We start from the raw sequence: 25374 nt of genomic DNA, 5'->3' as shown, positions 1-25374 counted from the left end.
GGAACCTATAAGGTAACTGACAATATGAAATGGAAAAGGAGCGTTAATAAATGAGCATTTGGTTTACTGAAAAACAAACAGAGAATTTTGGTATTACGATGAAAGTGAATCGTACTTTACATACGGAGCAAACCGAGTTTCAAAAGCTTGATATGATTGAAACGGAAGAGTGGGGCAATATGCTATTGCTGGATGACATGGTAATGACTTCACAGCGCGATGAATTCGTTTACCATGAAATGGTAGCCCATGTTCCTTTATTTACCCATCCTAATCCAGAAAACGTTTTGGTTGTAGGCGGAGGGGACGGAGGAGTTATCCGTGAAATCCTAAAACATCCAAGCGTAAAAAAAGCTACATTGGTTGATATCGATGGGAAAGTTATCGAATACTCAAAGAAATTCCTGCCTGAAATTGCAGGCATGCTTGAAGATCCGCGTGTAGACGTACAAGTTGGGGATGGTTTCATGCACATCGCCAAAAGTGAAAATGAATATGACGTGATCATGGTTGACTCGACTGAACCTGTCGGACCTGCTGTCAATTTATTCACAAAAGGTTTTTATGCCGGGATTTCCAAAGCTTTGAAAGAAGACGGGATTTTTGTGGCACAATCCGACAACCCTTGGTTTAAAGCGGACTTAATTCGCGATGTACAACGAGATGTGAAAGAAATATTCCCAATCACCAGCCTGTATTTAGCGAATATCCCGACATATCCAAGCGGCCTTTGGGCATTCACGATCGGGTCGAAAAAATATAATCCATTAGAAGTGACTGAAGATCGTTTCCATGAAATGGAGACTAAATATTATACAAAAGAACTTCATAAAGCAGCATTCGTTCTGCCTAAATTCGTTCAAGATTTAGTGAAATAAGGGAGGCATGGACCATGAAATTCGATGAAGCTTATTCAGGCAATGTATTCATTAAAAGCCACCCTGTTTTTGAGGAATCAGAAGCTGTACTATACGGCATGCCGATGGACTGGACGGTAAGTTTCCGTCCGGGTTCTCGATTCGGCCCTACCCGGATTCGTGAAGTTTCGATTGGTTTGGAAGAGTACAGTCCATATTTAGATCGTGAATTAGAGGAAGTTAAATTCTTTGATGCCGGGGATATTCCATTACCATTCGGCAATCCGCAGCGCAGTATCGATATGATTGAAAAATTTGTCGACAGCGTGTTGGATGCAGGTAAGTTCCCAATGGGCATGGGAGGGGAACATCTTGTCACATGGCCAGTCATTAAAGCCATGTTCAAAAAGTATCCCGATATGGCCATAATCCATATGGATGCCCATACAGATTTACGTGAGGATTATGAAGGGGAGCCGCTTTCCCATGCGTCCATCATCCGTAAATCCGCAGAACTTATCGGCCCGAAAAATGTATACTCTTTCGGCATTCGTTCCGGTTTGAAGGAAGAATTCCAATGGGCAAAAGAAAATGGCATGCACATCTCTAAATTTGAAGTTCTTGAACCTCTGAAAGAAGTACTGCCGCAGTTAGCTGGTCGTCCTGTATATGTGACGATCGACATCGATGTTCTTGATCCTGCGCACGCGCCAGGGACAGGAACCGTTGATTGTGGAGGCATCACTTCCAAAGAGCTTTTGGCTTCGATTCATGAGATAGCACGGTCCGAGATTAATGTAGTCGGCTGCGATTTAGTAGAAGTGGCACCGATTTATGATCCATCCGAGCAAACTGCGAACACGGCGAGCAAGCTGATTCGCGAAATGATTCTAGGTTGGGTTCAAAAAGGTTAATGATGGAAGACTTGACTGTTCCCGTTTTTTTTGCGGGAATGGTCTTTTTTTATCCATTCAGGAAAAGAATTTTATACTGAAGGACCCTTTTTGAATAATTCCGCCCCAATGAGTCATTATTGCGTTAAAATCAAATGAATGGCAACAACATGATTTCGACAGTTTATCCCCACACTTTTGGTTTTACACTTTATTTTCCGCTCCAAGTTGAAACTTCCTTGAAGAATATTTATACTTATAAAGTTAAGAACGACATGATGAAGGAAGTGTAGCTTTGACTCTTCATGATATAGATAAGCATGCTATTAAAGTGACTTTACAGACAAAAATCATGCACGGCTCAGAAACGGAAACGTATGAGCTGGTGACATTTGGTACAAAAATGTATAAAGGTGCAGATTTATATTTGCAATATAAAGAGGAAAATGAAGCCGGTCAAACACAAACGACCATCAAGCACAAACCGGATGAAACGATCCTGCTTAGAAATGGCGCCATTAAAATGAGGCAGCTTTTCCGCCTGCAGGAAGCGACAAATGGACATTATGAAAGTATATATGGCAGGTTAGGATTACGGACGACCGCGAAGAAGATACATCATCAATGGGATGAACAGACCAAACAAGGGAAACTTGTCCTTAAATATACGTTACATATGCAGGGAAGCGAACCCGGTCAATATGAGATGACGATTTCCTACAAGGAGGAAGCATAGCGCATGAATATAGTAAAAGAGGTACAGGAAAAACTGAAAGAAGAGATTAAAGCGGCAGTCATTAAAGCTGGGTTGGCAACGGAAGAGCAGATTCCAAATGTTGTATTGGAACTGCCAAGAGATAAGACACACGGAGATTATTCCACGAATATGGCCATGCAATTAACGAAGATTGCAAAGAAAGCGCCAAAGATGATAGCAGAGGCAATCATCGAAAACTTTGACAACTCAAAAGCATCCATCGAAAAAATTGAGATTGCAGGACCTGGTTTCATCAACTTCTACATGAATAATTCCTATTTGACAGAATTGGTTCCTGTCATTTTGAAAGTGGATGAAGCATATGGGGAAAGTGACTTTGGTAAAGGCGAAAAAATCCAAGTGGAGTTCGTTTCCGCGAACCCGACCGGTGATCTTCACCTTGGTCATGCCCGTGGTGCAGCAGTAGGTGATACATTATGTAATGTCCTATCTAAAGCAGGTTATGATGTTTCACGTGAATACTATATCAATGACGCAGGAAACCAAATTAATAATTTGGCCATTTCCATAGAAGCCCGCTATTTCCAGGCACTTGGCCTCGAAAAGGATATGCCGGAGGGCGGCTATCATGGCGAAGATATCATTGGCATCGGTAAAACGCTTTCCAGTGAATTTGGGGATAAATATGTAAATGCCGATGAAAAGGAACGTTTTGAATTTTTCCGTGAGTATGGCTTGAAATATGAAATGGAAAAACTGAAAACGGATTTGGCTAATTTCCGTGTCGGATTCGATGTATGGTACTCCGAAACATCTCTATATCAAGACGGTAAAATTGATGAGGCACTCAAAGTGTTGAGGGACAGGGGCCATGTCTACGAGGAAGATGGGGCTACATGGTTCCGCTCTACTGAACTAGGCGATGATAAAGACCGGGTGCTTATTAAGCAGGATGGGTCTTACACATATCTGACACCGGATATTGCCTATCACCGTAATAAATTGGAGCGCGGCTTTGAAACGCTGATCAATATCTGGGGTGCAGACCACCACGGCTATATACCGCGTATGAAAGCGGCGATCGAAGCATTGGGGTACAAACGCGAGCAGCTTGAAGTGGAAATCATCCAGCTTGTTCACCTGTACAAGGATGGCGAGAAAATGAAGATGAGTAAGCGTACCGGTAAAGCAGTTACGATGCGTGACCTTATTGATGAAGTGGGTCTCGATGCAACCCGTTATTTCTTTGCGATGAGAAGTGCGGATACTCATATGGATTTCGATTTGGATCTTGCAGTTTCACAGTCCAATGAAAACCCGGTTTATTATGCACAGTATGCCCATGCCCGGATTTCTAGCATTTTACGCCAAGGTGTGGAACAAGGGATCAGCTATGAGGGCGTCACTGATTTCTCTGCCCTGGCTACTGAAAAAGAAGTGGAGCTTTTGAAGAAATTAGGAGAATTCCCGCAGGCAATTGCGGAAGCAGCCGAAAAACGGATGCCTCACCGCATGACGAATTATATATTTGACCTGGCTTCTACATTCCACAGTTTCTACAATGCAGATAAGGTTTTGGATGTTGAAGAGATGGAAAGAAGTAAGGCGCGTTTAGGACTGGTCAAATCCGTCCAAATTACCTTAAAGAATGCATTAGCCATCATCGGGGTATCGGCACCGGAAAAAATGTAATGGAAAAAGCGGCTGTTTCTAACGAAACAAGCCGCTTTTTTTTAGGTTAATTAGCACTCGACGGCACCGCCGCTTACCCTTTTTACACCACGAACCTTAGCTATATCTTCAATCAGCTGCAACATTGCCCGATCCTTCATCTTGGCCTCGATCATGAAATCGACGTCCTGTCCAAGACCCTTCAGCACTTTAAAAAGGGGCATGATGAAGTCCAAATCGATATAATCTGCGTGCGAGCGAAATGCACCTGCCGATTTTGGGGATGAAATATGAATCTTTGGTACCGCTCCTGCTTGTCTCCAAGTGGTGAATACCTCGGTGAGCAGTTCGTTAAGCGGCTCATCTGAAAGATTTGCGAGATGATGGTGATAATCGAATACAAGTGGGATGCCTTCCCCCTTACATACGCTCAGGGTTTCAGATGCTGTATAGGTTTTATCATCATTCTCAAAAGTCATTCTTTCCTTGACGTGCATAGGCAGCGATTTAAGGTTGTCATGAACCCTTACAAGGGCGGACTCTTTATCACCATAGGCCCCACCGACATGGATATTGATGAAAGAGGTGTCCGCAATGCCCATTGCATCAAGCATTTTATAATGGAACTCCATATCTTTTACGGCATTTTGTGTAATCTCGGGTTTTGGGCTGGTAAACAGAGTAAACTGATTGGGATGAAAGCTGATCCTCATCTTGTGTTCAGTGGCCCAATCGCCAAGCTGTTTCCACTCCTTTTTTAAAGGTGTAACGAAATCCCATTCTAGTTCGGGATGTGTGGCTAAAGGAACAATGGAACTGGACATCCGGTATATTTCTATTTGGTGTGCCGTGTTATATTGAAGGACCCTTAAGGTATTTTCAATGTTCTGCCTTGTCACATCCAGGAGTTTTTCCATTCCTTTTTCGGCGCCAAGTGAACTATATCGCTTGTAAGTAAGTGTCTTAGCCGGAGAAGCTTCCCATAAACAGGTGGCATTGGATACGAATCCAAATCTTATTTTCATTATATTTTTCTCCTTGAGGAACTGGATGTCAAAGAAAAGGAGAAAGGATGGCAGCAAGCGATTCTTTTGCTGAACGGACTACATTGATGTTGGAAAGCGCGTCCCCGTTTAGCGGCTTGGATTCGGCTAGGTCCACCGCCAACTCCTTTTCTACATCTTCTATGAATGTCCGGTCAAATACGATGCAATTGATTTCACTATTTAAAAAACAACTGCGTTTATCAAAATTAGCCGTACCGATATCACACATTATATCATCGATCAGAATCACTTTAGAATGGTAGAACCCTCTTTGAAACTGCATGATTTCAGCCCCTTCTTTTATTAGTACCCGGAAATAGGGAAAAGAAGCCTCCTTGACAAGGGCATGGTCTGAAATCTCAGGTACGATGATCGTAACGGAGACATTGCGTGCAAGTGCTTCCCTTAATTCTTGAAATAAAGTTTCACTGGGAATGAAATATGGAGTCCCGATAATGATTTTTTTAGTGGCTTGCCGAATTATGTGTGTAAGTGACTGTTCAAGATCACTGCCATTCGTGACGACAAACTGCTGTGCCTGCGTTCCGGGAGTCAATGTCGGGAAATAAGCAGGCGTTCCTCTGTAATCCTCGTTTGTATCATAGAACCAATCCGAGAGGAAGACTTCCTGAAGGTCCTTTACCCCTTCCCCGGTCAGTTTTAAATGGTAATCTCTCCACGGGTTCAGCTTCTCCCCTTGGTTTATATACTCCTTACCGATATTAAAGCCGCCAAGATAGCCGATTTTTCCATCTATCACCGTAATCTTACGGTGATTTCTTTTTTGTATTGTATAGAAAAGGAAGGGGAGTTTCGGCTTAAAGCTGAAAGAAAAATGAACACCGCTTTTAGTTAGCTCCTGAATGATTTGGCGGGACATCTTTTTACTTCCTACCCAATCGGCTAAAAGACGCACTTCCACGCCCTCTTCCGCTTTTGATTGTAGTAACTTCAAAAAGTCCTTGCTGAATTTATCATTTTTTACAATATAAAAAAGAATATGGATTGAATCCTTAGCTTGCTCTACTTCCTTCATGTAATCATCAAACAGGAGTTTCCCTGATGTGAATACAGTCATGTCGCTGTTCCGAGTCGGGTATTTTATGTTGGTTGCGTGCTTCAAATAACGCTTATGCCCTATCTTGAAATCAACCCAGCACCAAGAGAAGATCAATAAAAATATAGAGGCAATCGTAGTGATTATCTTCAAAAAAATCCCCCCTAAATGATTATATTTAGTTTGGCTCTAATTCCCTGTTAGTAACCATTAAAAAGTGGGGAGAGGATTTCATTTTTTTAGAATGAAGAAGGGTAATACGAGAAACTGTCGAATTATAATATTAAGATGCAGAAAAATTAAATGGTTTTAGAAAGAAAAAAGTTGACTGAATGCTCATTCATTATATAATGGAATTAATTAAATTTCAGAAAAATGCCAAATTTCCCAAAAAGGTACCTGGCATTTTGCAATTTACTAAAGAGGGGGAAAGTCTGCATGGAAATGAATGGTTTACTGTGGATCAACTTAGTTGCATTCCTGCTTGTAACCGCTTACGCCGCCGGTTTGTTTGTCTACTTGATAAAGACCCGTATAGCTTATATAAAACTTGGCAAAAAAGTGGAATTTGATAACCGTGTGAAAGATCGTCTTGTTAAAATAGGGGTTTATGTATTTGGACAGAAGAAGCTCTTTAAAGATAAAAAGAGCGGGATCATTCATGCCATGTTATTTTATGGTTTCATTTTAGTGCAATTTGGTGCACTTGACTTTTTCGTTAAAGGCTTAAGACCGGGGTGGCATTTACCGTTTGGCCCTGTTTATCCAGCCTTTACTTTTTTTCAGGAAATTGTGACGCTTACCGTTCTTGTTGCAATCCTGTGGGCGGCATACCGCCGTTATGTCGAAAAGCTCGTTCGCTTGAAAAGGGATTTCAAAGCAGGTTTGGTTGTCATCTTCATCACCGGTATCATGATCACCGTATTACTGGGGAATGGAATGGGAATGATCTGGCATGGACACGATGCAACTTGGTCAGAGCCAGTCGCATCAAGCATCGCTTTCCTATTCGGCTGGATGGGGTCAACAGCGGCAACAGTCGTTTTTTATGTAGCTTGGTGGCTGCATTTACTGATCATATTATCTTTCCTTGTTTATATCCCGCAATCTAAGCATGCACACTTGATTGCCGGTCCAATAAATGTTTTCCTGAACCGGCTGGACAATCCGGGGAAATTGAAACCGGTTGATTTGGAAGAAGAGGTTTTCGACAAAGAAGGCAACCAATATTACGGTGCCAAATATATTGAAGATTTGACGCAGTACCAAATGGTGGACCTCTATGCCTGTGTGGAGTGCGGGCGCTGTACGAATATGTGTCCGGCTACAGGCACCGGTAAAATGCTGTCACCGATGGATATCATAATCAAGATGCGTGACCATTTAACAAATACAGGCGCTGCCGTTACAACGAAGCAGCCATGGGTGCCATCTTTTGTTTTTGGGAATACGAAGGGAAATAAGATAGCTTTGGCTGGTGCCGCACAGGGGGCGCAGGAATCTGCTGCAGCAACCGAGGCTTACAGTCCGAGCCTGATTGGCGAAGTCATAACGGAAGAAGAGCTTTGGGCTTGTACTACATGCCGGAATTGTGAAGATCAATGCCCGGTAATGAATGAACATGTCGACAAAATCATCGATATGCGCCGTTACCTAGTGTTGACAGAGGGCAGACTTGATCCCGATGCGCAACGTGCCATGACGAATATTGAGCGTCAAGGAAACCCGTGGGGACTGAACCGTAAAGAGAGGGAAGATTGGCGAAGCCTTCGGGAAGATGTCAGCATACCTACCGTGAAGGAATTGAAAAAGGCAGACGAAGAATTCGAGTATTTATTCTGGGTAGGTTCAATGGGATCGTACGATAACCGTAGCCAGAAGATTGCCCTTTCCTTTGCTAAACTATTGAATGAAGCGGGCGTCAAATTTGCAATTCTCGGAAATAAGGAGAAAAACTCAGGGGATACTCCGCGTCGATTGGGTAATGAGTTTGTCTTTCAGGAGCTTGCAATGAAAAATATAGAAGAATTCCAGAAGAATGAAATCAAGAAAATCGTGACGATCGATCCGCATGCATACAATATCTTTAAGAATGAGTATCCGGATTTTGGCTTGGAAGCGGAAGTGTACCATCATACTGAACTGTTAGCCACACTTGTCAGTGAAGGCAGGTTGGTGCCTCAGTATCCCGTGAATGAGACGATTACATTTCACGATTCCTGTTACTTGGGAAGGTACAATGAAGTTTACAGCCCGCCTCGTGAAATCTTGCAGTCCATCGATGGTGTGAAACTTATTGAGATGGAGCGTAATCGCGAGAAGGGAATGTGCTGTGGAGCTGGAGGCGGTTTGATGTGGATGGAAGAGGAAACAGGAAACCGCATTAATGTGGCCCGTACCGAACAAGCGCTAGCCGTCAGTCCAACAGTGATCAGTTCAGGGTGTCCTTATTGCCTGACCATGCTATCTGATGGGACGAAAGCAAAAGAAGTTGAGGAAAATGTTAAAACGTATGATGTAGCTGAACTACTGGAAAAAGCGGTCATTGGTGAAAATAAATCGATTGCCTCTTAATTTTAAATTGCCTGCTTCTTCTAAATGGTTAGATCAAATGGAAGCAGGCAATATTTTCAAATTTTATAAACTAAATATTTTCATTTTTGAGAATAATGTGTAATATAATATATTATAAAGCGCTTACAACACTATTTTTTTTACTCCAAATTGAGCGAGCGTTCAATCAATGTTACTTATAGGGGGAAATAATGATGGCGAAAACAGTGATTATTAGCGGTGTGAGAACACCTTTTGGTAAATTTGGCGGTGGTCTTAGCAGTTTGACGGCATCACAACTTGGTGGAATAGCGATCAAAGAGGCACTTGTTCGGGCAGGGATCGAAGGCGGCCTGGTAGACGAGGTCATCATGGGGAACGTGCTTCAAGCAGGCCAAGGCCAAATACCGTCCCGTCAGGCGGCCCGACATGCTGGATTGCCTTGGGAAGTGAAAACGGAAACCATTAATAAAGTATGCGCATCAGGACTTCGCAGCGTCACATTGGCTGATCAGATCATTCGCTTAGGAGAAGAAGAAATCATTGTTGCCGGCGGAATGGAATCGATGAGCAATGCGCCTTATATCCTTCCGAAAGCAAGGTGGGGACTAAGGATGGGTGATGGGGAACTGAGGGATACGATGATTTCGGATGGACTAAGCTGCAGCTTTACGGGCGTCCATATGGGGACTTACGGAAACAGTACTGCCGAGGATCTTGAAATCACCCGTGAGGAACAAGATAGCTGGGCTTACGAGAGCCATCAAAAAGCGATAAAGGCAATCGATGGCGGTATTCTCGCAGAAGAAATCATTTCCGTACAGGTGCCGGTACGAAAAGGCGAACCAATTACCATCGAACATGACGAAGCTCCTAGAAAAGATACAACTGCCGGGAAGTTAGCTAAATTAGGTCCAGCCTTCAATAATGAGGGGACCATTACGGCAGGTAATGCACCAGGTGTCAATGATGGGGCAGGTGCACTCGTATTGATGAGTGAGGAACGTGCGGAAAAAGAAGGGAAAACACCTTTTGCCTATATTTTAGGTCATGCAGAAGTAGCGGTGGAAGCAAAGGACTTCCCTAAAACGCCAGGTTTGGTCATAAATGAACTCCTTAAGAAGACAGATAAATCGATAGAGGAAATTGATTTGTTTGAAGTGAACGAAGCATTTGCAGCGGTTGCACTGGCCAGTGGGAAAATTGCCAACATCGAGCCGGGAAAAGTGAATGTTAATGGAGGGGCTGTAGCATTAGGTCACCCAATCGGGGCGAGTGGTGCCCGCATCATCATAACGCTGATGCATGAACTGAAACGCCGCGGAGGGGGATTGGGCATCGCAGCGATCTGCAGTGGCGGCGGTCAAGGAGATGCCATTTTAATTGAAGTGCCTAAGGAAGGATAATAGTTTCATAGATAAATGAGGGGGGATTTTCATGGGCATTCAAAAAGTGATGGTCATTGGTGCGGGACAGATGGGATCTGGCATTGCCCAGGTCTGTGCAATGAGCGGTTACGAAGTTCTTTTACACGATTTAAAAGTTGAATATGTGGAAAAGGGGTTAGGGACAATTACCAAGAACCTTTCCCGTCAGGTTGAAAAAGGGAAAATGGAATCCGGGGAGAAAGATGCAATCCTTTCCCGGTTGACTTCATCGACGAATTTGAAAAATGCGGCTGAGGTAGATTTAGTGATTGAAGCTGCGGTGGAAAACATGGAAATAAAAACAAAAATATTCGCCGAGCTGGATGAAATCACACCGCAACACGTCATTCTTGCCTCCAATACTTCTTCGCTTCCGATAACCGAGATAGCCGCTGCCACGAAAAGGCCGGAAAAGGTAATTGGCATGCATTTTATGAACCCCGTTCCAGTCATGAAGCTGGTTGAGGTCATTCGAGGCCTTGCTACATCGGATGAAGTTTATAAAGAAGTCGAAAAGATGGCTGAATCCTTGAACAAGGTACCGGTGGAAGTCAATGATTTTCCAGGTTTTGTAGCTAATCGGATTTTAATGCCGATGATCAATGAGGCCATCTATACACTATATGAGGGCGTAGCTACTAAAGAGGCGATCGACGACGTAATGAAAATGGGAATGAACCATCCGATGGGCCCGCTTACTCTAGCTGACTTCATTGGGCTGGACACGTGCTTGTATATAATGGAAACCCTTCACCAAGGGCTGGGAGACGATAAATACCGACCGTGTCCGCTGTTAAGGAAATATGTAAAAGCTGGGTGGCTAGGCAAGAAATCAGGACGGGGCTTTTACGAATATAACTAATCATGGAAAGATGTGCAGCTATGGGGGGATGAAGGATGGATTTCAAGTTTACAGAAGAACAGGAAATGATGCGGAAAATGGTAAGCGCTTTTGCGGAGAAAGAGATCACTCCTCATATCGAGGCAATGGAAACAGGCGTGTTTCCAAAAGCGATTCTGCAAAAAATGGGTGAGCTTGGTTTGATGGGAATTCCGATTTCAGAAGAATACGGTGGCGCGGGTATGGACTTCATGTCTTATATCATTGCCATCAATGAGATTTCCAAAGTAAGTCCCACTCTCGGTGTCATACTGTCCGTACATACTTCTGTTGGAACAAATCCAATCGTTTATTTTGGAACGGAAGAGCAGAAGCGAAAGTATGTGCCCAAGTTAGCCGCTGGTAAATATTTAGGCGCCTTTTGCTTGACTGAGCAAAGCTCAGGTTCCGATGCTGCGAGTTTGAAATCGAAGGCAGTGGCAGTCAAGGAAGGCGGAGAATATCGAATAAATGGGTCCAAGGTTTTTATCACCAATGGCGGGGAAGCGGATGTGTTTATTGTTTTTGCTTCAACCGACCCTCAGAAGGGAAGCAAGGGAATCTCTGCTTTTGTCGTGGAAAAAGGGACGCCGGGCTTAATCATCGGCAAAGATGAACGTAAAATGGGCCTTCATGGCTCGAGCACCGTGCAGGTAACGTTCGAGGATATGAAAATCCCTACAGCCAATCTCCTTGGCAAAGAAGGTGAGGGCTTTAAGATCGCAATGGCCAACCTGGATGCTGGAAGGATCGGGATTGCCGCTCAAGCGCTGGGAATTGCTGAGGGTGCCATGGAACATGCTGTCAAATATGCAAAAGACAGGGTGCAATTCGGCAAACCTATTGCACAACAACAAGGAGTTGGTTTCAAACTGGCCGAAATGGCAACGGGCATAGAGGCTTCGAGGCTACTGGTCTATCGGGCGGCTTATTTACGCTCGCAGGGATCGAAGTGCGGTAAAGAGGCGGCAATGGCTAAGTTATTCGCTTCGAGAACGGCTGTCGATGTGGCGATAGAAGCGGTCCAAGTGTTCGGAGGCTATGGATATACAACCGAATATCCGGTTGAACGCTATTTCAGGGATGCAAAGGTAACTGAAATTTATGAGGGTACCAGCGAAATACAGAGAATGGTCATCAGTAAGAATCTATAATCACGAAAAATTTGGAGGGCATATTCATGCAATTTAAACTAACGGAAGAACATGAAATGATCAGGAAAATGGTGCGCGACTTTGCCCAGAATGAAGTGGCTCCGACCGCTGCCGAGAGGGATGAAGAAGAACGATTTGACCGTGAGATCTTCGATAAAATGGCTGAGCTTGGATTGACTGGGATTCCATGGCCTGAGGAATACGGCGGAATCGGCAGCGATTACTTAGCATATTGCATAGCGATTGAGGAACTTTCCCGCGTTTGCGCATCCACTGGGGTGACTTTATCAGCCCATACTTCGCTCGCAGGATGGCCAATATATAAATTTGGGTCTGAAGACCAAAAACAAAAATACCTTCGCCCGATGGCACAGGGTGAAAAAATCGGTGCATACGGACTGACTGAACCTAGCTCAGGCTCAGACGCAGGCGGTATGAGGACGACTGCAAAGCTTGTAGGTGATGAATATGTCATAAGCGGTTCAAAAATCTTCATTACGAACGGCGGGATCGCGGATACATATGTCGTCTTTGCATTGACGGACCCTGAATCGAAACAAAAAGGAACGAGTGCTTTTATCATTGAAAAGGACTTCCCAGGCTTCAGTGTTGGTAAAAAAGAGAAGAAGCTTGGAATCCGTTCATCACCGACCACGGAAATCATCTTTGATGAGTGTCGAGTGCCTAAAGAAAATCTCCTTGGAAAAGAAGGAGAAGGCTTTAAAATTGCGATGATGACGCTTGATGGCGGCCGTAATGGAATTGCAGCCCAAGCTGTAGGCATAGCCCAAGGTGCATTGGATGCCGCGGTTGATTATGCAAAAGAGCGCGTCCAATTCGGCAAGCCAATTTCTGCACAGCAAGGAATCGGTTTTAAATTGGCGGATATGGCAACGGGTGTTGAGGCTTCAAGGCTATTAACCTATCAGGCAGCGTGGTTGGAATCAGTGGGCCTTCCTTATGGAAAAGAATCGGCGATGTCCAAACTTTTTGCTGGTGATACAGCAATGAAAGTGACGACGGAGGCCGTGCAGGTTTTCGGGGGTTATGGATATACAAAGGATTATCCAGTGGAGCGGTATATGCGCGATGCGAAAATAACCCAGATTTACGAGGGTACACAGGAAATTCAAAAGCTGGTCATCTCACGTATGGTTACTAAATAAGGTTGAAACTGAGGTTTTCCGATGAGGCACTGCCTTTACCGGAATTCCCTTTTCAATTTCTTCAGAATGTCTTTGAAAATTGAATAACGGGCTTTCAAAAGGAGTTTGGAAATGGAAAAAAGAGAGGTTCTTGCATCTGTAAAGGATGAGCGGCTGGTTGAAAAAAGGCGTACACAAATGATTAAAGGAGCAGTTACCCTTTTTAAGGAAAAGGGATTTCACCGTACGACTACCAGGGAAATTGCCAAAGCTGCAGGCTTTAGTATTGGCACGTTATACGAATATATCCGAACCAAGGAAGATATATTATATCTCGTTTGTGACTTTATCTATGATGAAGTCCAGGAAAAGCTTCAGAAAGAAATAGAACAGAGTGACGGGACACTTGAAAGTTTGAAGCTGACGATCGCCTATTTTTATAAAGTGATGGATGATATGCAGGACGAAGTGCTGGTCATGTATCAGGAAGTGAAGGCCCTGACGAAAGATGCTTTACCATATGTTCTGAACAAAGAAATTCGTATGGTTGGCATGTTCGAAAAAGTGATAACGAAATGTGTCGAGAATGGGGAGCTCTCGTTAACGGAAAAACAAATAAGCCTTGTTTCACATAACATTTTCGTTCAGGGACAGATGTGGAGTTTTAGAAGATGGGCTTTGCATAAACAGTATACGCTTCAAGAGTATGTTGAACTGCAGACGCAATTATTGATTCAAAATGTATCGGGTTCCAAAAAGCACTGATATAAATAAGTTTCAATAAGGAGGAGCTATATGAGTACAGTTGAGGTGTATAAACCGAAGAACCATATTAGATTCGTCACAGCTTCGAGTTTATTTGATGGGCATGACGCATCCATCAATATAATGAGGAGAATCCTTCAGTCCAGCGGGGCGGAAGTTATTCACCTAGGTCATAATCGTTCGGTAGAAGAGATCGTGAATGCGGCCATCCAGGAAGATGTTCAAGGCATAGCCATGTCATCTTATCAAGGCGGACATGTGGAATATTTTAAATATATGTATGACCTGCTGAAGGAAAAGGGAGCCGAGCACATTCGGATTTTTGCCGGGGGCGGCGGGGTCATCATCCCAAGGGAAATTAAAGAACTGCATGATTATGGGATTGCCCGTATTTTTTCGCCTGATGAAGGACGGGAATATGGGCTTCAAGGAATGATAAACGTATTGATGGAGGAATGTGATTTCTCGACAGTCAAACCATCTTTACAAGAACGTTTTGATGAATTGATTGCTGGGGGAACAAATGCCATTGCCCAATTTATTACCTTTGCCGAAAATAGACTCGATGTTTTACAGGAATCAGCGGCAGCGGTGGAGAGTCTTTTTGAGCAGATCAAGACTTCCGAAAAGAAGGTTCCCGTTCTAGGAATTACAGGGACTGGCGGCGCTGGAAAAAGTTCATTGACGGATGAATTGATACGAAGGTTCATTAACGAAATTCCAGACGAGAGAGTCGCCATCCTATCTGTGGACCCGACCAAACAGAAAACGGGCGGTGCCCTGCTGGGTGACAGGATCAGGATGAACTCGATCTTTTCAGAGCGCGTTTATATGAGGAGCCTAGCCACGCGCCATTCAAAAAGTGAGTTGTCTTTGGCGATAAAAGATGCCATTTCAGTCGTGAAGGCAGCTGGCTTCGATTTAATCATCGTCGAAACGAGCGGAATTGGTCAGGGAGATGCAGAAATTGCAGAAATATGCGATGTATCCATGTATGTAATGACGAGTGAATTCGGTGCACCTTCTCAACTTGAAAAAATCGATATGATTGATTATGCAGACTTGATAGTCATTAACAAATACGAACGCAAAGGCTCCGAGGATGCAAAAAACCAAGTTCAAAAGCAATACCAAAGGAGCCGTACACTTTTTGATCAAGATCCATCGGAAATGCCAGTATACGGTACGATCGCTTCCCAATTCAATGACCCGGGCACCAATGCATTATTCGCTGCCCTGATTGAAAAGCTTAATGAAAAATCAGGGACGGTTTGGAGTACGTCCTTTTCGAAAGAAGCGGATGTTTACAAGCAAAATGTCATCATTCCTAATGACCGTCGGTATTATTTACGTGAAATCAGTGATACGGTCAGATCGTATCATAAGCGTGCGGCTGACCAGGTACGTATTGCCCGGAGGCTTTTCCAGCTTGAAGGGGCAATTGATGCAATTAAGGAAAATGATAACAACGATGAGATGGTGTCTTCTTTAGAAAAATTGAAAAAGGAAACCGCTTTGAATTTATCACCTGAATCTAAAAAAATCCTTTCTGGATGGATGGATTTAAAAGAAAAGTATGCAGGAGAGCAGTTTGTAACGAAAGTCAGGGATAAAGAAATCGTAACAAAGCTGAAAACCAAAAGTTTATCAGGTTTAATGATTCCGAGAGTATCACTTCCTAAATACGTGGATTATGGAGAGATCTTAGGGTGGGTATTCCGTGAAAACGTTCCGGGCTTCTTTCCTTACACAGCGGGAGTCTTTCCATTCAAGCGTGAAGGGGAAGACCCGAAGCGGCAATTTGCCGGTGAAGGATCGCCCGACCGAACCAACAGGCGTTTTCATTATTTGTCAAAGGATGATACCGCTAAACGGCTTAGTACGGCTTTCGATTCTGTAACTTTATATGGCGAGGACCCTGATCACCGGCCTGATATCTATGGAAAGGTAGGGGAAAGCGGAGTCAGCATCTGTACGTTGGATGACATGAAAAAGCTGTATGCAGGCTTTGACCTTTGCCACCCCTCAACATCTGTTTCCATGACCATCAATGGACCGGCACCAATCATTTTGGCCATGTATATGAATACTGCAGTCGATCAGCAGATTCAACGGAAAGAAGAAGAGTTGGGCCGTCCCCTTACTGAAGCCGAAGCTGAAGAAGTGCAGGCTTATACCCTTCAAACGGTACGCGGAACTGTTCAAGCGGATATTCTGAAAGAGGACCAAGGTCAGAATACATGCATCTTCTCTACGGAATTTGCTTTAAGGTTAATGGGGGACATTCAAGCATATTTCATCGATCGGAAAGTCAGGAACTACTACTCTGTATCCATTTCCGGTTATCACATTGCAGAAGCGGGTGCCAATCCCATTTCACAGCTGGCCTTTACATTAGCGAATGGCTTTACTTACATCGAATATTATTTAAGTCGAGGAATGAATATTGATGACTTTGCCCCGAATTTGTCGTTCTTCTTCTCAAATGGACTCGACCCGGAATATACGGTTATCGGGAGGGTGGCGAGAAGGATTTGGGCGACAGTCATGAGGGATAAATATGGTGCGAATGACCGTAGCCAGAAGCTCAAATACCATATACAGACTTCTGGGCGCTCCCTTCATGCGCAGGAAATTGATTTTAATGATATCAGAACGACGCTTCAGGCTTTAATGGCACTGCAGGATAACTGTAACTCCCTGCATACTAATGCGTACGATGAAGCCATCACGACGCCTACCGAAGAATCCGTGCGCCGCGCAATGGCCATACAAATGATCATTACAAAGGAGCATGGTCTCTCAAAAAATGAAAACCCGATGCAAGGTGCCTTCATCGTAGAGGAATTGACGGATCTGGTTGAAGAGGCCGTCCTGCAAGAGTTCGATCGCATCAACGATCGAGGCGGTGTCCTGGGTGCAATGGAGACGCAGTATCAGCGCGGGAAAATTCAGGATGAATCGATGCATTACGAAATGAAAAAGCATACGGGAGAATTGCCGATCATTGGTGTCAATACGTATTTGAATCCAAATCCTCCTTCCGAAGAAGCGGTGAATAGCATGGAAATTGCCCGTGCAACAAAGGATGAAAAAGAAGGGCAAATCATGAATCTCCGGGCATTCCAGGAAAGAAATAAGGAGTTCTCGGATGAGGCGCTAACTAAACTGAAATTGGCAGCAATGAATGGGGAAAATATCTTTGCCGAACTCATGAACTGCGTGAGAGTGGCCAGTCTGGGTCAGATAACGAGGGCGCTTTATGATGTAGGCGGTCAATATCGAAGGAATATGTAAATCAAGAAGGGGCCCGAACGTTTAGGGGCCTCTTTTTTAAATAATTCCCCTCTTTTTTAACAAAATGAAGATTTTACCTTATAATTATTTGGAAAAGGGGCAAAAATGAAGAATCAGCCCTATTGGAGTTGAGGAAATGAACCTGAAAATGATTGGATTAATCATAGGTTACATTCTTGCCATCATTTTTTTATTTGAACTGTATGAGCATCAACTGGGCGCCATTTCTTTTTTTATTCTGACGGTTGTCTTTTTTACTGCAGCCTATCATCAGAAATCCAAAAAGAAAAAGGAATGATCTATACCTTTTGGTTTCCTTTGAATGATAGACAATTAGGTAAATGTGTGAAAGTATCATATAGAACTAGCATAAACCCATTTAGATTGTTTATAATGGAGTATATGTCTAGCAGGAATTGTCGTTATTTTATCGAAATACTGTTTTAGATTATTTTTTTATGTGAAAAAACACGGAATTCAGTGTTTGAATAGAGAAGGGAAGTGCGGAATTTGAGTTTAAAACAATACTCAAAAGAGCAATTGTTGGAAATGTCCTTGATAGAGATGGCATATGATTTGTTAGTGGAAAGAAATGAACCGATTCCATTTAAAGACTTAATTAGTGAATTAGCTTCGCTGCACCATTTATCTAAAGCGGAAGTGGAAAAGAAAATTGCACAATTCTATACGGATTTAAATGTGGATGGCCGTTTCACTTCACTTGGAGATAACCGCTGGGGATTGAAAACATGGTACCCGGTTGACCAAATTGAAGAAGAAGTCGTACATGTTGTAAAACCTAAAAAGAAAAAGAAAGCCAAAAAGGCTGCCGTCGTTATCGACGATTTCGATGAACTGGAAGACGAAGACCTTGACTTTGAAGAAGATATCGATGATCTGGACGAGGATGAAGATGACGACGATGATGATATTCTAGGTTCTCCAGTCATCGACGAAGTGCTTTTGGATGATGACGTGGATGATGACGACGATCTGGAAGAAGAAATAATCGAAGATGATGCATTTGTCCTGGAAGATGATGAAGATGAAGATGAAGATGAAGACGCAGATGACTTGGATGAAGAGGATGAGAAATAAATAATCGCCCTTGACTTTTTGAGGCGAAATTTGTAGAATCATTTTTGGGCTCCTTAAAAAAGGACACAATGATTAAATTATATCGCTCCCTTACTTTTATTGTAAGCGGAGCGTTTTTGTTTTTAATGATGGAATGAATAAATGACATCATTTTTTTATTTTTAAAAATGATTTCTCGTAGAATTGTAAAAACTATAGAGAACATTATTATGTTTACGTCATTTAAGGAAATTTATTCTTGTTCATGTATCCTGCATGACTCTCTCTAAAGACCTTTAAGTGATTAATGGTTTGTACTGGTTTACGGTTTTTTAGCTTTTAACCGCCCATGTGGCGGAAGATTCGATTCAGGTTCCGATTCAATGATATGAAGAACAGAATTGGAAGAAAACATTCTATAGGAGGATATAAGATGACAAAATATATTTTTGTGACAGGTGGAGTAGTTTCTTCCTTGGGAAAAGGGATAACGGCCGCTTCTTTAGGTAGATTATTAAAAAATAGGGGATTGAATGTTACGATCCAGAAGTTTGACCCTTATATTAACTTGGATCCTGGTACGATGAGTCCATATCAACATGGTGAAGTGTTTGTAACGGATGATGGTGCTGAAACGGATTTGGATTTGGGACACTATGAGCGTTTCATTGATATCAACCTTGGTAAACACAGTAATGTGACTACAGGAAGGATTTATTCAACCGTCCTTAGGAAAGAACGCCGTGGCGATTATCTAGGTGGAACGGTTCAAGTCATTCCCCATATCACGAATGAAATTAAAGAACGCGTTTTCCGTTCAGGCAATGAAACGAATGCTGATATAGTCATCACTGAAATTGGCGGTACTGTAGGGGATATCGAATCTCTTCCATTCCTTGAAGCGATTCGCCAAATCAAGAGTGATATCGGCATCAATAATGTTATGTATATCCATTGTACACTGGTTCCTTACATCAAAGCTGCTGGTGAAATGAAAACAAAACCGACACAGCATAGTGTAAAAGAATTACGCAGTCTGGGCATTCAGCCAAATATCATCGTTGCACGTACAGAAAGCCCGATTTCACAAGATATGAAGGATAAAATCGCTTTATTCTGCGATATCGATAAAAAATCCGTTATCGAATGTCTTGATGCGGATACACTTTACTCCATCCCTCTTGCGCTCCAAGCACAAAATATGGACCAAATCGTTTGTGACCACTTGCAATTGGACTGTGGCGAAGCGGATATGGAAGATTGGAAGGAACTAGTCAAAAAGGTGACTTCTTTATCGAAGAAAACGAAAATCGCCTTAGTCGGAAAATATGTTGAATTACAAGATGCTTATCTTTCTGTAGTGGAAGCACTTAAGCATGCTGGTTACGCATTTGATGCAGATGTTGAAATCGACTGGGTGAATTCCGAAGACGTAACTAAAGAAAATGTTGCTGAACTTCTTCAAGATGCAGATGGAATCCTCGTCCCTGGCGGATTTGGAGATCGTGGAATTGAAGGGAAAATTGCAGCGACCGAATATGCCCGCACGACAAAAAAACCATTCTTCGGAATATGCTTAGGCATGCAGTTGGCGTCCATCGAGTATGCACGCAACGTCCTGGGATTGCCAGAAGCGCATTCAGCTGAAATTAAGGAAGATACTCCAGATCCAATCATCGATCTTCTTCCGGAGCAGAAGGATGTAGAAGATTTGGGCGGAACACTGCGTCTTGGTCTGTATCCATGTAAGCTTATCGAAGGAACTAAAGCGTACGAAGCGTACAACGACGAGGTCGTTTATGAACGCCACCGTCACCGTTATGAATTCAATAACCACTACCGTCAAGCTATGGAAGAGGCAGGATTCGTGTTCTCCGGTACAAGTCCAGATGGTCGTCTAGTTGAAATCATTGAATTAAAAGATCATCCTTGGTTTGTGGCTTCTCAATTCCATCCGGAATTCACGTCACGTCCTAACCGTCCGCAGCCGCTATTCCGTGATTTTGTCGGTATGTCATTAAAGCACGGCAAAAACCTTTAATAAATAAAAAAACAGCCCATGTGGCTGTTTTTTTTGTTTTGGATGAAGACATCATTCTTCATCTTCATATTCTTTTATGATTTCTTCAAGAGTGAATTTAATCCCATAATAAGCGAAAAGAGCGGCAATGAGGGTAGGGTACCCATATCGATTTCCAGTTTCATCGGGAATCAATCCCCGTTGGATGCGTAGATCAATATGAACGTCAGCCAACTCCAAAAGAGAATCTTCTTCAGAAGGGACGGATGTAGAAACTGCAACAAATGGTATATCTTTTTCCTTGAGTTGTTTTGCCAGCATCAATGCTTCAGAATCGGCCGAATGGCGGCTGAATATAAGAAATCGATCTTCCCTGGAAATGGTTTCTCCTAATTCATATCTTTTTGCCTTGGGAAAGGGTTCTGCCCCATTCAAAGCCTCGGCAGTGACGCCCTGCATTTCACCAAAACCATGAATGAACACAGAACCGTCCCCAACCGCAGCCTGAGCGAGCAAGCGTCCGGCATCCTCCATTTCAAATGCCTCATTTTCAATCATTTTTTTAAATAAACCGCTTATCTGTGTCGAGAAAATTTTTAACATGATCAGGGACTCCTTTAAAAAATAATATACTTATTATAATGGACTTTCCTTTGCATTGACAGGTTTCAGGGCTATTGACCCGGAAGGACTGAATTTACTAAATCGGTCGAAAAAACAAAAAAATTGAAATTCCTTTTAGCCATAAGGCAGGAATTTTGTTACAATTATCGAATATGAACATAGAAATCATGATGGAATAAATGCGTTGGACCTCAAGTGATTTAACGCAATCTATGTAACTACCCTTTTTCGGGTATTATGGCCGAATAGGCTAATATATTTTATTGATGAATCGGGAAGGGGAGAGGTGATAAAATGCCAGGGAAAATATTGATTGTTGATGATCAATTCGGGATTCGTATTTTATTGAACGAGGTTTTACATAAAGAAGGGTATGAAACATTTCAAGCGGCTAATGGCATTCAAGCCTTGGAAGTGCTAAATAATCATTCACCTGATCTGGTATTGCTGGATATGAAGATTCCGGGAATGGATGGCATTGAGATCTTGAAAAGGATGAAAGTCGTCGATCCGGACATCCGGGTTATCATCATGACGGCATATGGTGAACTTGATATGATTCAGGAAGCAAAGGATTTAGGGGCAATGACACATTTTGCAAAGCCGTTTGATATTGATGATATTAGAAAGGCCGTTCGAGAATACTTACCGATTCAATCAAGTTAACGGTCTTGAAAATTTAATATTATTGACGGGGAAATTGCCGCGGCTATCTTTTTTTAGATGGGCCGTGTTTTTTTGGAATAAAATTTGAGGCATGGAATAGTGCTAATTGTTGCTGTTTTTTTGATGTATTGATATCCTAAAAGAGGAGAGATATTCTGATTTATAAGCGTATGCTACTTTGTTTTTAGGGAATATCTAGAAAGAATTAACTTTAAAAATCATAACATCCACTAGTAGGAGGAAATCAAATGCCTTTAGTTTCTATGAAAGATATGCTTAATAAAGCTCTTGATGAAAAATATGCAGTAGGTCAATTCAATATTAATAACCTTGAATGGACTCAAGCTATTTTAGCCGCTGCAGAACAAGAAAAATCTCCAGTCATCCTTGGTGTTTCCGAAGGTGCTGCCCGTCATATGGGTGGTTTTAAAACGACTGTCATGATGGTTCAAGGATTGTTGGAAGACATGAAAATCACTGTTCCTGTGGCGATTCACCTTGACCATGGTTCAAGTTTTGATAAATGTAAGGAAGCTATCGAAGCCGGATTCACTTCAGTAATGATCGATGCTTCACATCATCCGATCGATGAAAATATCGAAACAACCAAGAAGGTTGTCGAATTCGCTCACGCACGGAATGTTTCGGTTGAAGCGGAAGTGGGCACGGTTGGCGGACAAGAAGATGATGTAATCGCTGATGGAGTCGTATATGCAGACCCTCAAGAATGTGAACAGTTAGTTAAAGAAACGGATGTCGACTGTTTTGCTCCAGCTTTGGGATCCGTTCACGGACCATACAAAGGTGAACCTAACCTAGGCTATAAAGAAATGGAAGAAGTACGTGATTTAACGAAGAAACCACTTGTTCTTCATGGCGGTACAGGCATACCCACGAAAGATATCCAAAAAGCCATTTCACTTGGAACATCAAAAATCAATGTGAATACGGAAAATCAAATTGTGTTCACAAAAGCGGTTCGTGAAATTTTGAATAATGATTCTGAAGTGTACGATCCACGTAAATACATGGTACCTGGCCGTGAAGCCATTAAAGAAACTGTCATCGGCAAAATACGTGAATTCGGTTCAAACGGCAAAGCATAATTTAGAAACGTAACATAAGGGTTCCATCCCCTTAAATGTAAGATGATAAAGGCTATATTCCCATTGGGGGGGCTCCCCCCTAATGGTTTCTTTTAGATGCAGGGCTGAATCCGGGCTCCATTTTTAGAACAATTAGAATTCAGAGGCATATAGGGAAATAAAAAATCGATTACATACGGAGGATATTTTATGAAATTCTTTATAGATACAGCAAACATGGAAGAAATCAAACAAGCGCACGAACTTGGCGTTTTAGCAGGCGTTACGACTAACCCGTCCCTTGTTGCAAGAGAAAAGGGAGTTTCTTTCCATGACCGGCTAAAAGAAATCACAAGCCTTGTTAAAGAATCCGTTTCTGCTGAAGTCATTGCGCTTGATTTTGAAGGAATGATGGCTGAAGCCAAGGAACTCGTTGCCATTGCACCTAATATCACGATTAAAGTGCCAATGACCCCAGACGGCTTGAAGGCTGTTTCAGCACTTACAAAACAAGGTGTCAAAACGAATGTCACGCTTATTTTCAGTGCCAACCAAGCTTTATTGGCAGCTAGGGCAGGAGCAACTTATGTATCGCCATTTTTAGGACGCTTGGACGACATCGGCCAAAATGGACTTGATTTAATTTCGGATATTGCCGACATATTTGCGATCCATGATATCAATGCTGAGATCATTGCAGCTTCCATCCGCCATCCAATGCATATTACAGAAGCGGCTCTTAAAGGGGCACATATTGCAACAATCCCTTATAAAGTTTTAATGCAATTATTCCACCACCCATTAACGGATAAAGGGATTGAAGCTTTCTTGAACGATTGGAATTCACGTACTGAAGCATAATGCCTTGCCGCTAAGTCGCTATAGATTGCACCTTTTTAATAAAATTAACATAAATTAGAAATTTTTATCTTTTTTTTACATGAATTTTCTACTTTTGTGTAAACTAAAGAACTAGATAGTAAATGTTGTCGGATTATGCAATTTTCCTGTGGTAAAATATTACTTTTGAAAGTAGCTTCTAAGTGCTTAGCGTGGAAGGGAGTTTATTATGGAAAAACTTAAAATTGCCGGTGGCTATCCTTTAAAGGGAAGCATTCGTGTCAGCGGAGCAAAAAATAGTGCGGTTGCCCTTATTCCGGCAACAATTTTAGCGGACTCTCCCGTAACGATTGAAGGCCTGCCTGATATCTCGGATGTACAGATGCTGAAAGCGTTAATGGAGGAAATTGGCGGTGAGGTATCCTTTGATGAAGGAGAAATGACAGTCAATCCAAGCAGGATGATTTCAATGCCTCTCCCCAATGGAAGGGTCAAGAAGTTACGTGCCTCTTATTATTTGATGGGGGCAATGCTTGGTAAATTCAAAAAGGCAGTGATCGGCTTGCCTGGAGGCTGCCATTTAGGACCCCGTCCGATAGATCAGCATATTAAGGGGTTCGAAGCACTAGGCGCTCAAGTGACGAATGAACAAGGAGCCATTTACCTTAGGGCGGACGAGCTCCGGGGAGCACGCATATATTTGGATGTCGTTAGTGTAGGGGCAACGATCAACATCATGCTTGCCGCCGTTTTGGCCAAAGGCCGCACTGTGATTGAAAATGCCGCGAAAGAACCGGAAATCATCGATGTTGCCACACTGTTGACCAATATGGGAGCGAAAATAAAGGGTGCAGGAACGGATATCATTCGTATTGATGGTGTGGAAAGTTTGCATGGGTGCAAGCATACGATCATACCGGATCGGATTGAGGCCGGTACTTTCATGATTTTAGCCGCTGCTGTTGGTGAAGGGATTCTAATCGATAATGTCATTCCCCAGCATTTGGAGTCATTGACTGCCAAATTGAGGGAAATGGGGATTAATATTGAAGCGGGTGATGACCAGATATTTGTCTCACCGGGAGAAAAATATAAAGCCGTTGATATCAAGACATTGGTTTACCCTGGATTCCCAACAGATCTTCAGCAACCTTTCACTTCCCTCTTAACAAAAGCAAGCGGTTCTAGCATGGTGACCGATACGATATACGGGGCACGGTTTAAGCATATTGATGAACTGCGACGCATGAATGCGAAGATCAAAGTCGAGGGCAGAGCAGGCATCGTCGATGGTCCTGTCCAACTTCATGGGGCAAAAGTGAAGGCAAGCGATTTACGTGCCGGAGCAGCTCTTGTAATCGCTGGTTTAATGGCTGAGGGGATTACGGAAGTGACTGGGCTTGAACATATAGATCGCGGATATAGCCATCTTGTTGAAAAACTTTCTGGTTTGGGAGCGACGATTTGGCGTGAAGAAATGACGCAAGAAGAAGTGGAGCAGCTTAAAAGCTGATCCCTTTTCTTGTTACCTCATTGTGTTACTATATATGATATAATGTGTTATACTAATATATAAATAAATCATGCTAGTGTACATGA

General features: G+C 42.8%; 21 protein-coding genes. 18 read left to right on the top strand and 3 right to left on the bottom strand.

Translation table 11 applies throughout. From position 1 onward, the window contains the following. The first annotated feature begins 50 nt into the window (after positions 1 to 50). The 4 genes from speE to argS all read left to right on the top strand — a co-directional run bounded on the left by speE (position 51) and on the right by argS (position 4160). A complete protein-coding gene (speE, locus tag JNUCC41_RS08260) occupies positions 51 to 878 on the top strand; it encodes a spermidine synthase (RefSeq protein WP_192207283.1) in 828 nt (275 codons plus the stop codon). Positions 879 to 892: 14 nt separating this feature from the next. After that, positions 893 to 1771 carry an agmatinase gene (gene speB, locus JNUCC41_RS08255; protein ID WP_192207282.1) on the top strand — a complete coding sequence of 293 codons (879 nt, stop codon included), beginning with the start codon at positions 893 to 895 and terminating at the stop codon, positions 1769 to 1771. A gap of 274 nt (positions 1772 to 2045) precedes the next feature. Then, on the top strand, positions 2046 to 2486 hold the full coding sequence (locus JNUCC41_RS08250) for a YwiB family protein (RefSeq protein WP_192207281.1): 441 nt from the start codon (positions 2046 to 2048) through the stop codon (positions 2484 to 2486). Positions 2487 to 2489: 3 nt separating this feature from the next. Further along, entirely contained in the window at positions 2490 to 4160 is a 1671-nt protein-coding gene (gene argS / locus JNUCC41_RS08245; protein ID WP_192207280.1) for an arginine--tRNA ligase, read from the top strand. Between the two features lie 50 nt (positions 4161 to 4210). Here the strand turns inward: argS and uvsE are convergent, their stop codons facing one another. Together uvsE and cls are read right to left on the bottom strand one after the other, a co-directional pair. Then, on the bottom strand, positions 4211 to 5164 hold the full coding sequence (uvsE, locus tag JNUCC41_RS08240; protein ID WP_192207279.1) for a UV DNA damage repair endonuclease UvsE: 954 nt from the start codon (positions 5162 to 5164) through the stop codon (positions 4211 to 4213). A gap of 28 nt (positions 5165 to 5192) precedes the next feature. Further along, on the bottom strand, positions 5193 to 6395 hold the full coding sequence (gene cls, locus JNUCC41_RS08235; RefSeq protein ID WP_192207278.1) for a cardiolipin synthase: 1203 nt from the start codon (positions 6393 to 6395) through the stop codon (positions 5193 to 5195). 291 nt (positions 6396 to 6686) lie between these two features. Between cls and JNUCC41_RS08230 the strand changes: the two genes are divergently transcribed. From JNUCC41_RS08230 to JNUCC41_RS08185, 10 genes are all read left to right on the top strand, one after another. After that, positions 6687 to 8816: a (Fe-S)-binding protein gene (locus tag JNUCC41_RS08230; protein ID WP_192208094.1), complete on the top strand. Its 2130-nt coding sequence runs from the start codon at positions 6687 to 6689 to the stop codon at positions 8814 to 8816. A 194-nt stretch (positions 8817 to 9010) separates the two neighbouring features. Continuing rightward, positions 9011 to 10201 carry an acetyl-CoA C-acetyltransferase gene (locus JNUCC41_RS08225; protein ID WP_192207277.1) on the top strand — a complete coding sequence of 397 codons (1191 nt, stop codon included), beginning with the start codon at positions 9011 to 9013 and terminating at the stop codon, positions 10199 to 10201. Between the two features lie 31 nt (positions 10202 to 10232). Continuing rightward, positions 10233 to 11084 (top strand): 3-hydroxybutyryl-CoA dehydrogenase, encoded by an 852-nt coding sequence (locus JNUCC41_RS08220; RefSeq protein ID WP_192207276.1) that lies wholly within the window; start codon positions 10233 to 10235, stop codon positions 11082 to 11084. 35 nt (positions 11085 to 11119) lie between these two features. After that, on the top strand, positions 11120 to 12256 hold the full coding sequence (locus JNUCC41_RS08215) for an acyl-CoA dehydrogenase (RefSeq protein WP_192207275.1): 1137 nt from the start codon (positions 11120 to 11122) through the stop codon (positions 12254 to 12256). A gap of 26 nt (positions 12257 to 12282) precedes the next feature. Next, positions 12283 to 13422 carry an acyl-CoA dehydrogenase gene (locus JNUCC41_RS08210; protein WP_192207274.1) on the top strand — a complete coding sequence of 380 codons (1140 nt, stop codon included), beginning with the start codon at positions 12283 to 12285 and terminating at the stop codon, positions 13420 to 13422. 111 nt (positions 13423 to 13533) lie between these two features. Further along, positions 13534 to 14166, top strand: coding sequence for a TetR/AcrR family transcriptional regulator (locus JNUCC41_RS08205; RefSeq protein WP_098370208.1), 633 nt, complete (start codon positions 13534 to 13536; stop codon positions 14164 to 14166). Positions 14167 to 14196: 30 nt separating this feature from the next. Further along, entirely contained in the window at positions 14197 to 17463 is a 3267-nt protein-coding gene (gene icmF, locus JNUCC41_RS08200) for a fused isobutyryl-CoA mutase/GTPase IcmF (protein ID WP_192207273.1), read from the top strand. A 136-nt stretch (positions 17464 to 17599) separates the two neighbouring features. Next, positions 17600 to 17761, top strand: coding sequence for a hypothetical protein (locus JNUCC41_RS08195; protein WP_192207272.1), 162 nt, complete (start codon positions 17600 to 17602; stop codon positions 17759 to 17761). 212 nt (positions 17762 to 17973) lie between these two features. Beyond that, entirely contained in the window at positions 17974 to 18561 is a 588-nt protein-coding gene (gene rpoE / locus JNUCC41_RS08190; protein WP_192207271.1) for a DNA-directed RNA polymerase subunit delta, read from the top strand. 412 nt (positions 18562 to 18973) lie between these two features. Next, positions 18974 to 20581 (top strand): CTP synthase, encoded by a 1608-nt coding sequence (locus JNUCC41_RS08185; protein ID WP_192207270.1) that lies wholly within the window; start codon positions 18974 to 18976, stop codon positions 20579 to 20581. 51 nt (positions 20582 to 20632) lie between these two features. Here JNUCC41_RS08185 and JNUCC41_RS08180 read toward each other — a convergent pair whose 3' ends face one another. Further along, the gene (locus JNUCC41_RS08180) at positions 20633 to 21163 is read right to left on the bottom strand and encodes a DUF2529 domain-containing protein (RefSeq protein ID WP_192207269.1); all 531 of its coding nucleotides are present in this window, start codon (positions 21161 to 21163) and stop codon (positions 20633 to 20635) included. Positions 21164 to 21478: 315 nt separating this feature from the next. Here JNUCC41_RS08180 and JNUCC41_RS08175 point away from each other — a divergent pair, with 315 nt between their 5' ends. The 4 genes from JNUCC41_RS08175 to JNUCC41_RS08160 all read left to right on the top strand — a co-directional run bounded on the left by JNUCC41_RS08175 (position 21479) and on the right by JNUCC41_RS08160 (position 25288). Next, a complete protein-coding gene (locus JNUCC41_RS08175; protein ID WP_034315860.1) occupies positions 21479 to 21850 on the top strand; it encodes a response regulator in 372 nt (123 codons plus the stop codon). A 248-nt stretch (positions 21851 to 22098) separates the two neighbouring features. Then, positions 22099 to 22956 (top strand): class II fructose-bisphosphate aldolase, encoded by an 858-nt coding sequence (locus JNUCC41_RS08170; RefSeq protein ID WP_192207268.1) that lies wholly within the window; start codon positions 22099 to 22101, stop codon positions 22954 to 22956. Between the two features lie 189 nt (positions 22957 to 23145). Continuing rightward, entirely contained in the window at positions 23146 to 23796 is a 651-nt protein-coding gene (gene fsa, locus JNUCC41_RS08165; RefSeq protein WP_034315855.1) for a fructose-6-phosphate aldolase, read from the top strand. A 208-nt stretch (positions 23797 to 24004) separates the two neighbouring features. Continuing rightward, on the top strand, positions 24005 to 25288 hold the full coding sequence (locus JNUCC41_RS08160; RefSeq protein ID WP_192207267.1) for a UDP-N-acetylglucosamine 1-carboxyvinyltransferase: 1284 nt from the start codon (positions 24005 to 24007) through the stop codon (positions 25286 to 25288). Positions 25289 to 25374 lie beyond the last annotated feature (86 nt).

This window comes from Brevibacillus sp. JNUCC-41 (genome assembly GCF_014844095.1).
Taxonomy (GTDB): Bacteria; Bacillota; Bacilli; order Bacillales; family DSM-1321; genus Peribacillus; species Peribacillus aracenensis.
Note: the sequence above shows the minus strand (reverse complement) of the source record. Positions and strands in the feature narration are given on the sequence as shown.